Origin of the sequence: Rheinheimera sp. (assembly GCF_965283995.1) — a bacterium.
Lineage (GTDB): Bacteria > Pseudomonadota > Gammaproteobacteria > Enterobacterales > Alteromonadaceae > Pararheinheimera.
Genome location: NZ_CBDIQG010000001.1, coordinates 2,804,237 through 2,816,732 on the forward strand (window position 1 = coordinate 2,804,237; position 12,496 = coordinate 2,816,732).

12 protein-coding genes are annotated in these 12,496 nt (G+C 53.9%); 9 read left to right on the forward strand and 3 right to left on the reverse strand.

The window, feature by feature from the left end; genetic code table 11:
* Positions 1 to 52 precede the first annotated feature (52 nt).
* The 7 genes from ACQ66Q_RS12520 (at position 53) to ACQ66Q_RS12550 (ending at position 5,934) form a co-directional block, all read left to right on the forward strand.
* A complete protein-coding gene (locus ACQ66Q_RS12520; RefSeq protein ID WP_430457116.1) occupies positions 53 to 1,090 on the forward strand; it encodes an FAD:protein FMN transferase in 1,038 nt (345 codons plus the stop codon).
* A 110-nt stretch (positions 1,091 to 1,200) separates the two neighbouring features.
* On the forward strand, positions 1,201 to 2,136 hold the full coding sequence (locus ACQ66Q_RS12525; protein ID WP_430457117.1) for a virulence factor BrkB family protein: 936 nt from the start codon (positions 1,201 to 1,203) through the stop codon (positions 2,134 to 2,136).
* On the forward strand, positions 2,123 to 3,085 hold the full coding sequence (gene pip / locus ACQ66Q_RS12530; protein ID WP_430457118.1) for a prolyl aminopeptidase: 963 nt from the start codon (positions 2,123 to 2,125) through the stop codon (positions 3,083 to 3,085). The genes ACQ66Q_RS12525 and pip overlap by 14 nt, the downstream gene beginning before the upstream one ends.
* The gene (dtd, locus tag ACQ66Q_RS12535) at positions 3,082 to 3,531 is read left to right on the forward strand and encodes a D-aminoacyl-tRNA deacylase (RefSeq protein ID WP_430457119.1); all 450 of its coding nucleotides are present in this window, start codon (positions 3,082 to 3,084) and stop codon (positions 3,529 to 3,531) included. Before pip ends, dtd begins: the two co-directional genes overlap by 4 nt.
* A gap of 19 nt (positions 3,532 to 3,550) precedes the next feature.
* Entirely contained in the window at positions 3,551 to 4,468 is a 918-nt protein-coding gene (locus ACQ66Q_RS12540) for a YiiD C-terminal domain-containing protein (RefSeq protein ID WP_430457120.1), read from the forward strand.
* A complete protein-coding gene (locus ACQ66Q_RS12545) occupies positions 4,468 to 5,265 on the forward strand; it encodes a hypothetical protein (RefSeq protein WP_430457121.1) in 798 nt (265 codons plus the stop codon). Before ACQ66Q_RS12540 ends, ACQ66Q_RS12545 begins: the two co-directional genes overlap by 1 nt.
* Positions 5,266 to 5,382: 117 nt before the next feature.
* A complete protein-coding gene (locus ACQ66Q_RS12550) occupies positions 5,383 to 5,934 on the forward strand; it encodes a hypothetical protein (protein WP_430457122.1) in 552 nt (183 codons plus the stop codon).
* Here the strand turns inward: ACQ66Q_RS12550 and ACQ66Q_RS12555 are convergent.
* The 3 genes from ACQ66Q_RS12555 to hutC form a co-directional block, all read right to left on the reverse strand.
* Entirely contained in the window at positions 5,931 to 6,218 is a 288-nt protein-coding gene (locus ACQ66Q_RS12555; RefSeq protein WP_430457123.1) for a hypothetical protein, read from the reverse strand. The two genes, ACQ66Q_RS12550 and ACQ66Q_RS12555, sit on opposite strands and share 4 nt — an antisense overlap.
* A gap of 226 nt (positions 6,219 to 6,444) precedes the next feature.
* Positions 6,445 to 8,469, reverse strand: a complete 2,025-nt coding sequence (locus ACQ66Q_RS12560) for a methyl-accepting chemotaxis protein (RefSeq protein WP_430457124.1) — start codon at positions 8,467 to 8,469, stop codon at positions 6,445 to 6,447.
* A gap of 258 nt (positions 8,470 to 8,727) precedes the next feature.
* Complete coding sequence (gene hutC / locus ACQ66Q_RS12565) at positions 8,728 to 9,459, reverse strand: histidine utilization repressor (protein WP_430457125.1); 732 nt, start codon at positions 9,457 to 9,459, stop codon at positions 8,728 to 8,730.
* Between the two features lie 193 nt (positions 9,460 to 9,652).
* Here hutC and hutI point away from each other — a divergent pair, with 193 nt between their 5' ends.
* Both hutI and ACQ66Q_RS12575 read left to right on the forward strand, forming a co-directional pair.
* Complete coding sequence (gene hutI, locus ACQ66Q_RS12570) at positions 9,653 to 10,882, forward strand: imidazolonepropionase (protein WP_430457126.1); 1,230 nt, start codon at positions 9,653 to 9,655, stop codon at positions 10,880 to 10,882.
* A 152-nt stretch (positions 10,883 to 11,034) separates the two neighbouring features.
* Positions 11,035 to 12,492, forward strand: coding sequence for a putative bifunctional diguanylate cyclase/phosphodiesterase (locus ACQ66Q_RS12575; RefSeq protein WP_430457127.1), 1,458 nt, complete (start codon positions 11,035 to 11,037; stop codon positions 12,490 to 12,492).
* Positions 12,493 to 12,496: the final 4 nt, after the last annotated feature.

A 12,496-nucleotide genomic window follows, 5' to 3' on the forward strand; every position in this document is an offset into this window, starting at 1 on the left:
TCGGTGGCGCATAAATTACACTGCGCCGGTTTTCCTGCAATGAGAAGCGTCGATGTCTGCCAAATTTTCTTCGTTCACAGGCCGTTGTGCCGCTGTTTTTCTGCCGCTGGTGTTACTGAGTTGCACGCCAGCCGATCCGATCCAGCGCTTTTCTGGTCCGGCGCAAGGTTCAACCTACAACATCAGCTATTGGACCGACTCACAGGTCAAGGCTGCGGATTTACAACAACAGGTTGTAAAGGAACTAGAACGAATCGATTTGGCGATGTCGAATTACCGGCCAGATTCAGTGATTGAACAGTTTAATGCCGCGCAGCACACCAATCTGCAAACGGTGGGAGCTGAATTGGTCGGGCTGGTGGAAGATGCCCGAACGGTAACCAAAGCCAGTCACGGCTGCTACGACCTGACCGTCAAACCGCTGTTTGAACTCTGGGGGTTTAAAGCAGATAAGTTTAATCAGCCGACACCAGCGCAGATCAGCGAGACCATGCAGTGGGTCGGCATGGATAAAATCACCACGACGACGGGCGGCGAGATGAGTAAAACCATCGCTCAGATGCGGGTTGATGTGTCATCTATTGCTCAGGGTTATACCGTGCGCAAGCTGGCGGCGCTGTTGGAACAAGCCGGTGTCACCAATTATCTGGTGGAAGTGGGTGGTGAATTACAGGTCCGGGGCAAAAAACCGGAAGGGCAACCTTGGAAAGTAGCAATTGAAAAGCCGTTACCCGGCGAGCAACATTTGCAGAAAATTATCACCGTCAACCAGGATGAACCTCTGGCTATTATGACTTCCGGCACCTACCGGCATTATTTTGATGCCGATGGCCAGCGTTTCAGCCATGTGCTGGACGCGCGTGCTGGTGCGCCGGTACGACACAATACGGTGTCGACCACGGTATTGATCGACAATGCTACTTTTGGTGATGCCTGGTCGACCGCGTTTTTATGTCTCGGCAGTGTAGCCGGGCTGAAAGTGGCAGATGAACTTGGTCTGAAAGTGCTGTTTATCGACCAACATGGTGATGAGTTGGTGGAGAAATCCAGTCAGGCTCTGGCAAAAAGCAAGGATGTGTCGCTGCAATAGCAAGGCTGCATTTTGCTGCGATCTGTCCGGGTCTGCTTGTCTGCACCGGGGCGCTTTGTGGTAGTCTGCAGGTTCCGGCACCCATACAGGTGTCTGCTCAGGACAGGATGATGCCCGATTCGATGATTCAGCGCACTGTGACCCTTGGGTTGAACAGTGTGCGTTTTTGCCGCCTTTATCTGCAACGTTGTCAGCACGACCAAATCGGTATGATTGGTGGTTATCTGGCATATATTTCGATTTTATCGCTGGTGCCGCTGGTTGCTGTGGCATTTTCGGTACTGAATGCGTTCCCGATGTTTGCCGGCCTGCGTAGTGAAATAGAGGCTTTTGTATACGCGAACATAGTGCCGTCGCGTGGCCAGGAAATTCAGACCTATATCAACGGCTTTGTCGAAAACATTGGCCAGATGACCACCGTTGGCGTGTTGTTTCTCGTATTGGTCGCTCTGATGCTGATTCACAATATCGACAAGACATTGAATAAGATCTGGCGCGTGCAAAAACGGCCGCGGCTGATGATTTCGTTATCGATCTATTGGATGATCCTGACGCTCGGCCCTATTTTGCTGGGTAGTTCGATTGCGCTGACCTCTTATCTGGCGTCGCTGAGCCACCTGGCCGACGATTACACGCCCGGTTTATCGAATTTCCTGCTGTCTTTTACGCCGTATGGCATGTCATTGCTGGCGTTTTTTATGCTTTATCAGCTGGTCCCCAATATTAAAGTTCGCTATGGCTATGCCTTTTGGGGCGCACTGCTTGCCAGTATTTTGTTTGAGATGCTGAAAAACGGTTTTGCGCTCTACATCCAGCATTTCCCGTCCTATCAGGCGATTTATGGCGCGCTGGCGCTGGTACCGATTTTATTTGTCTGGATTTATTTATCCTGGCTGGTCGTGTTGATTGGCGCCGAGCTGACAGCACTTTTGCAGGAACAACACTGCCGGGCACTGCAGTTATTGCAGCATAAAACACAGCGGGCACAGCCAGTAGTTGCGGCGCCTGGTGCTGTGCTGACGGAGTCTTCTGATGTATCGCACTGAACCTGTTGATTGTTATCACAGTGAATTTCTGCCACGGCCGCACGGCCATCGCTTATATCTGGAGCAAAGTGGTAATCCGCAGGGAATTCCGGTGCTGATGTGCCATGGCGGCCCCGGTGGTGGTTGTTCGCCGTTCCAGCGCACGTTGTTTGATCCGCAGCAGTACCGGATTGTGTTGTTTGACCAGCGCGGTTGTGGTCAGTCAACCCCTTTTGCCAGTCTGGAGCACAATACGACACAGGACCTGGTCGGTGATATCGAGGCGATCCGGCAACATTTGGGCATCAACCGTTGGGTGGTAGCTGGTGGCAGCTGGGGCAGCACGCTTGCGCTGGCGTATGCCGAACAATACCCGGAGCACTGCCTCGGCTTGATCCTGCGTGGTATTTTCCTCGGCCGCCCCGAAGATATCGACTGGTTGTACCGACCTGGTGGCGGTGCCAGTCAATTGTTCCCGGATTATTTTGCCGATTTTGTTGCGCCCGTGGCCGCGATGAAAGGTCTGGATATTCTGGTCGCTTATCAGCAGCTGTTACAGCAACCCGATACGACTACACAGTTGCATGCCGCGCAGGCCTGGAGTTTATGGGAAGCTCGGGTTGCCACCTTGCTGCCCAATACAGCAATGCGCGACGGCGCTACCGAGCCGGAGTCTGCGTTGCCATTGGCGCGGATTGAAAACCATTATTTCCTGCATCATTGTTTTTTGCGTCCGGATCAGTTGATGGCTGAGCTTGGCAAGGTGCAGCATTTGCCTTGTTACATTGTGCATGGCCGGTACGACATTGTTTGTAAGCTGGAAAATGCCTGGACTTTACAGCAGGCCTGGCCCGATTCGGTGCTGACCATCGTTGCCAACGCCGGACATTCTGCTAGTGAAACCGGTATCAGCCGTGCGTTGTACGATGCATCGCTACAGCTGGCAAGTCGTTTACGGGAGGCGCCATGATTGCGTTGATCCAGCGCGTACGGCGCGCTGATGTCACAGTTGGCACTGATGTAGTCGGGGCTATTGGCAGTGGTATGTTGGTATTGCTCGGTGTTGAAGCTGGTGATACGCCGGCGGAACTGCACAAGCTGGCCGACAAGGTACTGAAATATCGTTTATTCAGTGATGAAGCCGGCAAAATGAATCTGAATGTGCAGCAGGCCGGCGGTCAACTGCTGGTGGTGTCGCAATTTACCCTGGCGGCAGACACTAATTCCGGTTTGCGGCCGAGTTTTACCCCGGCGGCCCGGCCTGAAGTGGCCGAGCCGATGTATCTGCAGTTCGTGGCTTATTGTCGCGCGCAGGGACTGACGGTGGCGACCGGCCAGTTTGGTGCCGATATGCAGGTTGGTCTGGTCAATGATGGCCCGGTCACATTCTGGCTGCAGGTGCCTCCGGCGGCCTGAAGAAATTACGAGGTGTTGGATGCAGTATCAGGTGACAAGCCCGCAAAGTGCGCAGGATTGGCTGGATTATTATCAACTGCGTTATCAGGTGTTACGCCAGCCGTGGGGACAACCAACGGGGTCGGAGCAGGATGAGCTGGAAGCCAGCAGTGCCCATCGCATGGTGCGGGCGGCCGATGGTCAGCTGCTTGCGGTCGGCCGGGTGCATCAGTTGAGTGATGGCTGGTGCCAGGTGCGTTATATGGCGGTGGCTGAATCTGCCCGCGGTAAAGGCCTTGGTGCACTGGTACTGCGAGCGCTGGAGCAGCAGGGGCTGGCATGGGGCTGCGATCAGCTGACACTCAATGCCCGCGAAAACGCCTTCGTGTTTTATCAGAAACTTGGCTTTACAGCCGGCAAACTGCTGGAACCATTGTATGGGATCCCACATCAGCAAATGACCAAACGGCTGCGTCTGGCCGGAGATGCACAGCAACTCAGCCGCTGGTGTGCCGATTTGCAACAAACCTGGCATCAGACGATTCCATTGTCGGCTTTTATGCAGCTGCAGATCATGCAGTTTGATGGCAATTCGCTGGCCTGTCATGTACCGCTGGCGCCGAATAAAAATCTGCATCACACCATGTTTGCCGGCAGCATCTACAGTTTACTGACCTTAACCGGCTGGGGCCTGATATGGCTGCAACTGCAGGCGCTCGGTCTGCAAGGGGACATTGTGCTGGCTGATGCTGATATTCGTTATCTGGCGCCTGTGCAGCAAGTTGCCCGTGCCCAAGTGCAATTGCTCGATGCTGTCGGTGATCTGACGGTGCTGACCCAGGGCCGGCGCGTACGCCAACAGCTGTTGGTGCGGTTAACTCAGGGCGAGCGGCTGCTGGCAGAATTCCATGGTCGTTTTGTCGTGATGCCGGTAAACACCGCAGTGAGTGCCGGTTAATGGCGTCGGTTGTTATTCTCGGCTGTGGCTGGCTGGGCACTCAGCTGGGTGTGCAGCTTAGCACACAAGGACACCAGGTTTGGGGCAGCCGGCGCAGCAGCGAACGGCTGGCCACATTACCAAGCCAGATCCAGCCATTACAATGGGATGGTGTGAGTCCGTTGAGTCCGCAGATTTGTCAGTTGCTGCCTGACAGCTGGTTGATTCTGGCCATGCCGCCTGCGGCCGCCCAGGATGGTGGTGCGGCCTACCTGCGGTCGCTGCAAATTGTGCTGGCGCAAGCCGATTCCGCACAGGCGCTGGTGCTCTGTTCATCCAGCGGCGTGTATGCAGGCCTTGCTGGCGAGGTCTGCGAAGCCGATGCGCCCGGACCTGAACCTCGGGCGCAGCTGCTCTGGCAGGCTGAGCAACTGGTACTGCAGGCTGCGAAGTGTGCCTCGCAGCGTTATGTGCTGCGTCTGGCTGGTTTGATTGGGCCTGGCCGGCACCCGGCCAGTTTCACCCGGCGCGGCGTGATGGCCGGCCCGGGGCAACCAGTGAATCTGGTACACAGCGCGGATATCTGCTGTTGGCTGAATTTGCTGATCAAAAACGGCGCCTTTCCAGCCTCTGTAGTGAATCTCTGCGCGCCGATCAAGCGCAGTAAAGCAGAGTTTTACACCGCGGCCTGCCAACAACAGGGGCTGACGGTCCCGCAATTTATCGCCGCGACTGAGCCGTCGCGTCGTGTCAATGCAGCGCTCAGTTTGCAACTGCCCGGGTTTACCTACCAACATCTCGATGCCGGCGGTCTCTGAATCGCTACTCTAGATTGATTTGCAGCAATATCAGAATTTTATCAAAGCTTAATCGTCTTTTTCCGGCAGTAAAACGGCAGCATGGTCAGAATAGGAACATGATTCAGGATACTGCGGTTGGATCTCAATAAATGGCTGCTCGGGTCGGGGTGTTGCACAGCGTTAGGGGTGGCCGCCGGCTTCGTATATTTGTTTGATAGCCCGGCAGAATCGATGCTGGTCAGTCAGCAGTGGTATCAGCAACCTTTGTTGCTGTTTTTCTCCGGGATGCTGCTGTTGGCATTGTTACTGAACGTACTGGCGATGTTTGGCGTCGATTTTCATCGCTCGCCGTTATTTGTCGTGCCGCGCGACAACGATGAACTCAATCATTTCACTGTTTTAGCGCAGCAGTTTTTGCGCCAGCAGACGGCAAGCCCGTTAGTGGGCGAACCTAATTACTATCTGCAACGCGAATATGGTGTGCTGTATTACGTGCAGACCGCTGCTGACCTACCGCTGGATATCATGCAATTACGTCATATTTTTCAGCTGATGTTGCGTCATCAGTGTCACAGTGCTTTGGCGTTAGTCCCGCACAACATTAAGAGTCCGGCACAGATATTTGCACTGGAAGCCAATATTCGCATTCTGGATAAGCAGCAACTGCGGAACTGGATAAAGTCTTAAAAAAAATCACTTTTTAGGCACAATATCAAAGTTCGGTAAGGTTTTTTTGTCTCTGTTTTGGCAAATTGATCAGGCGTGAAACGCTGAAGGACCGATACAAATACCCGGGATTGGGTAGAAACACCGCCTGCCTGGCTGGACTTGTTCCAGCCTTTTTTTATTTTTTGCTCCCGGTGGCAATTTAATTCCGGCACCAGATGAAGACGAGGACGTCCGGCGCGGTAGTGCAGGGTTTGACGGCCTGAAGCATACCGTGTGTGTATCCAGCCAGCGGGTTCTTGCATAGACGCAGTCAGAGCGTTTTGCTGGTCATTTTGTCGCGGTCTAATGCATTTCAGCCAAAGATATAGCGTGCAATAGCAGCTTTTAACAATTCGCAATTCGCTGCTGCGACTATTGTCAAAGCCGTCAAATACAACCGAAGAGAGCCTGAGGCCGCATTACCGGCAGACAATGTTGAGGTAAGTGTGTGGGCAGAGAGGCCCTGTCTGCTGACAGGGCCTGCAGGGGTCAGATTTTGAAAGTACTGATGGCGGCAGTCAGCTGACCGGCGTTGTCACTGACTGCTGCGCTATGTTCCAGCGTACGGTCGGCTTTTTCAGAACTTTGATCGGAAAGTTGGACCATTGCACTCATGTGGTCGGAAATCAAATCACCGAGCGCCAGCTGTTGTTGGGTTGCGCTGGCAATCGCGGTACTGATGTGATGCATCTGACTGATGGCCTGATTGACGTGACCGAGTGATTGCACCAAATCAGCCGTATGGTTCACACAGTATTCGGCATCAGTCTTGCCGCGGTTGATCGCGCTGACCGCTGCAGTACTTTCCTGTTGCAGCGTTTGGATCATCTGGCGTATTTCATCAACTGCGGCCTGACTACGTACCGCAAGCGACCGTACTTCATCAGCAACAACAGCAAAACCACGGCCTTGTTCACCGGCGCGGGCCGCTTCAATCGCTGCGTTCAGCGCCAGCAGATTGGTTTGTTCGGCAATACCACGGATGGTGGCTAGGATACCGCCAATGTTATTGGAGTGGGTGTTGACCTTCAGCATGATGTCCGCGGTGCTGGCCAGTTGCCCAGCAAGTCCGCTGATCAGTGTATTGTTTTCACTGGATATTTTATCGATTTGCTGGCTTTGCCCCAGCGCATGCTGCATTTCTTCTACCGCTTGTTCGGCCTGCTTTGCGATGTTGTGGGTATTGTCGTTCAGCTGCTGCGTGGTCTGGTTGACGTCATTGATTTGAGTCTGTTGCGTTTGCAATGCGCGGTTAATTTCCTGCACTTCATCTCTGGAGCGACTGGCATTGTGCTCTAGCTCACCAGAACTGTCGACTATCCGGTGGATCAGCTGACTAAGCGCTTCGATCAGGCTGTTGACTTTGGCCGATAAGGCGCCAAATTCATCTTCCTGTACAATGTGTAGACGCCGTGTTAAATCACCCCCTGCTACTTCACCCAGCACTTTGTTGATACCTGCCAAAGGTTTTAACATGGCATTGATGGTCAGAAACGCCGCGCCGCCTGCCAGTGCCACTAGCACTACCATGATAACGATGGTGCGGGCTTTGCCAAAAGATAAAGCCGAGGACACTTCGGCCTGCAGGCTGGTAAATTGTTGATCTGCGGCTTTGAGCAGCTGATCAAGCGCCGCAATAGCAAGGCCAATCGACTGCTCTGAATTGGCCAGCTGAGTACGGGCGTCCTGTAAGGCCGTAAGCTGTTGTTGTTTCAGGCTGACCAGATTTTGCTCTGTCGCTACCCGGGCTTTAACCGCGCTAAGTTGCTCATTAAAGGTTTGCCACAAGTCAGTGGCATCCACTTCGTCCACCAGATTACCGATGTAATCCAGGTTCCCTTGCATGTCGCTCAAGGCAAATTCAATGTTTTGCTGACTTTCCGTCAGCTGGGTCAATTCGGTATAGGCTGCGGTTTCCCGCACTGTCTGCATCAGCGACAGCAATTGACCGTCGACCCGGGCTGCCGCACCTGCCAGCAGTTCAATCTGGGCTTTTTTGCCCGGAGTTTCCAGATAAGACAAATCCACCAGCGTGGCGCCGGCGTCGTCAATCAGCTGGACCAGTTGTTTCAACTCAGCCGCAGCAGCATCACCGGTCTGCAAAGTTGCCAGTTTGGCTTTAAACATGTTGCTGACTGCAGTGCTGTACAGGTCATGTTGTTGATCTGCGGTGGTCAGTGCTTTATTCAGCGTTGGATCCGATGCGGTCAGGGCACGCAGAGCCGTGATTTTCTGTTGGTAATCATTATTGGCGTTGTCAAAGTCAGTCTGAAATTGAGTGATGGTTTTCGCCTGGTCGGCCATAAAGCCTAACGCAGATAGCTTGCCGAGTTTCAACAGCTGGATTTGAGCCTGATTACTTTGCTGCTGCACGGGCACGGCAATGTCGTTGACCCGGCTACCCGAATCAGACACTACGGCAAAGCTCCATAGTGAAGATAAACTGGCGAATAATAACAGTAGTGCAATAAAGCCAAAGCCGAGGATGACTTTGTGAGCCACGGTGAGTTTCATGTCTGATCCTGTTGTCTCATTTATCTTCTTCGTCTGGAGTGATTTTAGTATTGACGAAGTTCATAGTTATGCAAAGAGGATCAGGAAGTTAACAGAGTTAAATCTGCTGGTCCAGCCAGTACATCAGAAAAAATGCATGAGGGAAAATGGCAGAGTTGGTACTGAACAGGCGGCGAATTGTCGGTAAAGGCAGCGGAATACCATCGTCAGACGAGGCCAGCGTAAGGTTTGAAGCATCGGCTGTTGCGGCCTTTCCCGTCATTTCACCGGGGTGATATTCAGGTGCCCGCCCAGTCGGTAACGGCTGCCGGCAGAAGTTAAATAAGCAAAACTGACCGCACCTTCGCGGCTGAATGTACGGCGGGTTAGCCGCAGGCACGGCTCGTGTGCACTGATCTTCAGATGCTTACAGGTAAATTCGTCGGCTAATACTGCCTCAATAATGTGATCAGCTTCGGTCAGCGGCGCAACGGCACTCAGATATTCGTGGGGGGTTTGAAAAGCGAAATCCTGTTGCAGGTACAAAGGCACCATCTTGGGATTAACATACCGCGCTTCCAGCTGCAGCGGGGTCTGGTTGTCAAAATGTACAATCAGTGAGAAAAACACCGGTTCGTTGCGGACCAGGCCTAAAGCAGTGGCAACCACGGTGGGGCACGGCAGACTGGTCAGCTGAACCAGCCGTGCGCTGTGGAAATGGCCGCGCGCCTGAATTTCATCGGCGATATTGCGGATCTCCAGCAACGCGGATTGCGATTTTGGCGATGCGACAAAACTACCGACCCCCTGAGTGCGGTACAACACCCCTTGCTCGGTCAATTCCTGCAAGGCCCGCCGTGCCGTCATCCGGCTTACGGCAAACTGGTCACACAATTCATGTTCTGACGGAACCCGGCTATGTTCCGGCCAGTTGCCGCTTTCAATCTGACTGAGGATAAACTCTTTGATGGCGGCAAATTTTGGGGTGCCGCTGTCGTTGCTGCGTTGCATCGGGTTGCGCTCTGGCCTGAAAATATGTGCAGAATGTGCAGCAAAAAATAGCGGCTCTTGATTGTATATACAAGTGAGTGCGGTAGAATTATTGCCGGGATCTGCGCAGCGATCGGTGCCCGCAGTGGCGACAATACAGCGCAAAGTCTGAGCCCGGCAGGCGGAAAACGTGAACAATCAACAGGATTAGATTATGCAGCACTTCGATGCCATTTGGCACAATGTCAATATCGCCACTATGGATCCGCAGCGGGCTGGCTCTTATGGTGCTGTGGAACAGGCGGTCCTGGCTATCCGTGATGGCTTGATTGCGTTTTGTGGCCCGCGTGCGGAGCTGCCGCCTTACGATGCACTGGCGACGCCAACTTTTGATGGGCAGGGTGGCTGGTTGTTGCCGGGTTTTATCGATTGTCATACCCATCTGGTGTATGCCGGCAGTCGCGCCAATGAATTTGAGCTGCGCTTAAACGGTGCCACTTATCAACAAATTGCTGAAAGTGGCGGCGGCATTAAATCCACGGTGGCCGCCACCCGGGCTGCGTCGCATGAAGAGCTGTTTGTGCTGGGGAAAAACCGGCTGAACGCGCTGCTGGCGCAAGGTGTGACTTGTGTCGAGATTAAATCCGGTTATGGCCTCGACCTGGCGAATGAACGCAAAATCCTCGAAGTGGCGCGGTTGCTCGACGAACATCATCCGGTTGCGATCCAAACGACTTTTCTTGGCGCGCATGCGTTACCGCCGGAATATAGTGGCGACAGCGATGGCTACATGGATTTAGTGGTCGACAGTATGCTCCCAGAGCTGCATGACGCAGGCCTTGTCGATGCGGTGGATGTGTTTTGTGAAGGCATCGGTTTTTCAGTAGCGCAAAGCCGGCGTTTGTTTGACAAAGCCCGTGCGCTTGGTCTGCCGGTGAAGGCACACGCTGAGCAGCTGTCGAGCCTGGGCGGCGCCAGTCTGGTGGCTGAATTCGGCGGTTTGTCGGCTGACCATATTGAATATCTGACCGAGGCGGATGTCGCCAATATGGCCAGTGCCGGCACTGTCGCGGTGCTGTTGCCGGGCGCTTATTATTTCCTGCGTGAGACCAAAATGCCGCCGATTGACTTGCTGCGTAAGTATCAGGTGTCGATGGCGGTGTCGACAGATCTCAACCCTGGCACTTCGCCGTTATGTAACCTGCCTTTGATGCTGAATATGGCCTGCACATTGTTCCGGCTGACGCCGGCCGAAGCGTTGGCGGGTGTGACGCGACATGCGGCCCAAGCCCTTGGGCTGAGCGACCGTGGTGTGCTGCGGACCGGCCTTCGGGCTGATTTTGCCTTGTATCAGGTGAGCCAGCCGGCGGAGCTGTGTTATCAGTTTGGCGTCAGCCAGCTGCGGCAGCTGGTGATCGGCGGCAAGGTCGTGAATCCCGGCTAAATCCGCGTTATTGCGTCGCTTTACAAGCAGTCAAAAAAGCGTAAGCTCAGCAAAAAACAGTCTTTGCAGGTGAACACCAGATGAGACGATTTGCCGCTGTATTGCTTGTCGCCTCGGTTCCGGTTGCCGCACAACCACCGGAGTCCGCCAACATGATATGGTTATGGGCCGCTTTGTTGCTCTGTGCCGTCGGTTGGCTGACCACCACCCTGTTGTGGTGGCGTGGTAAAAGCGTGCAGCCTGGCAATCCGCCCGCAACGCCGCCTTATCAGTTATTACATGATGAAATGACCGGTTTGCCGAACAAATGGTTGGTCCGGCAAGACTTCCAACAGTTTATCTCGGCTCACCCGCAGGCGCAGCTGGCGCTGGTGTTACTGAAAATTGAACGCTTTGACCGGGTCAATCAATTGCTGGGCTACAGCCATGCCAATCTGGTGCTGAGTCAGATCGCACGCCGGTTAAATCAGGCAGCCAGCCAGCATCAGGGCATCGTTGCGCTCAGTAGTACAGATGCCTGGGTGGCCCACCTCGGTGGCGTCGACTTTTTATTGCTAGTGGATCAACAAGGCAAACAGCATCAGGCCGGGTATCTGGCGCATCAGCTCGAACATGATATTGCCGAACCCCTGTTACTGCGTGGCTGTGCGGTGGATTATCAGATCCTGTCTGGCATCAGTTGCTATCCGCAGCATGGAATTGATTTTGCTGAGCTGGTGGAAAAAGCTCATCTGGCGCTGCAGCAGCGCCAGGGCTCTGGTCACGATTCGCCGCTGTATCAGGTGGAAATGTCGGCGACCACACCAGACAAACTGGCGATGATGGCAGAGCTACAGCAAGCCATCGCTGCGCAGCAATTGCAGTTAGATGTGCAACCCCAGGTGTTATTGCCCGATCGGCAGGTGGTAGCAGCTGAAGTATTGCTGCGTTGGGCTCATCCTGTGCATGGTTTGTTGGCCCCCAAGCAGTTTATTCCGCTAGCCGAGAGCATGGGGCTGATGTTTCCGCTGACTTGCTGGGTGCTGCGTCAGACCGTACAAATGCTGGCGACTTTGCAGCAGGAAGGGATCCTGGTGCAGTTGGCGGTCAATATCAGCAGCAGTGATTTATTACAGATCGAGCTGGTGGAACAAATCCAACAATTGCTTAAGCAGTATCAGGTAAAACCCGGCCAACTGATCCTCGAACTAAAAGAAGAAGCGTTAATGACTGATCCGCAAGCAGTGCTGCCCATGTTGCAACGTTTACGCGCATTGGGCCTGACGCTGGTGCTGGATGATTTCGGCACTGGGTATACATCGCTCGGCATGTTGCGCGAATTTCCGTTACAGCAGGTCAAAATCGATGCACAGTTTATCAGTGGCATGCACAAGTCGGACGCGCAGGTGGCCATCACCGGCGCTATTATCGATCTGGCAAAAAATCTGAAACTTGATGTGGTTGCCGAAGGGGTCGAGGAGCAGGCTTGTGCTGAAAAACTGACGCGGATGGGCTGTTTGCGGGCACAGGGATTTTTGTTCAGTCAGCCTTTTGCACTAGCCGGATTACCAGCCTGGATGCGCCAGCATCAGTTCAACAGCGCCGTCACCACCCGCCCGGGCATGCTGTGACCAC

Bases quoted from the DNA above. Each gene is read 5' to 3' on its own strand.
- ACQ66Q_RS12520 (WP_430457116.1), top strand. From the start codon at position 53: ATGTCTGCCAAATTTTCTTCGTTCACAGGCCGTTGTGCCGCTGTTTTT.
- ACQ66Q_RS12525 (WP_430457117.1), top strand. From the start codon at position 1,201: ATGCCCGATTCGATGATTCAGCGCACTGTGACCCTTGGGTTGAACAGT.
- pip (WP_430457118.1), top strand. From the start codon at position 2,123: ATGTATCGCACTGAACCTGTTGATTGTTATCACAGTGAATTTCTGCCA.
- dtd (WP_430457119.1), top strand. From the start codon at position 3,082: ATGATTGCGTTGATCCAGCGCGTACGGCGCGCTGATGTCACAGTTGGC.
- ACQ66Q_RS12540 (WP_430457120.1), top strand. From the start codon at position 3,551: ATGCAGTATCAGGTGACAAGCCCGCAAAGTGCGCAGGATTGGCTGGAT.
- ACQ66Q_RS12545 (WP_430457121.1), top strand. From the start codon at position 4,468: ATGGCGTCGGTTGTTATTCTCGGCTGTGGCTGGCTGGGCACTCAGCTG.
- ACQ66Q_RS12555 (WP_430457123.1), bottom strand. From the start codon at position 6,218: ATGCAAGAACCCGCTGGCTGGATACACACACGGTATGCTTCAGGCCGT.
- ACQ66Q_RS12560 (WP_430457124.1), bottom strand. From the start codon at position 8,469: ATGAAACTCACCGTGGCTCACAAAGTCATCCTCGGCTTTGGCTTTATT.
- hutC (WP_430457125.1), bottom strand. From the start codon at position 9,459: ATGCAACGCAGCAACGACAGCGGCACCCCAAAATTTGCCGCCATCAAA.
- hutI (WP_430457126.1), top strand. From the start codon at position 9,653: ATGCAGCACTTCGATGCCATTTGGCACAATGTCAATATCGCCACTATG.
- ACQ66Q_RS12575 (WP_430457127.1), top strand. From the start codon at position 11,035: ATGATATGGTTATGGGCCGCTTTGTTGCTCTGTGCCGTCGGTTGGCTG.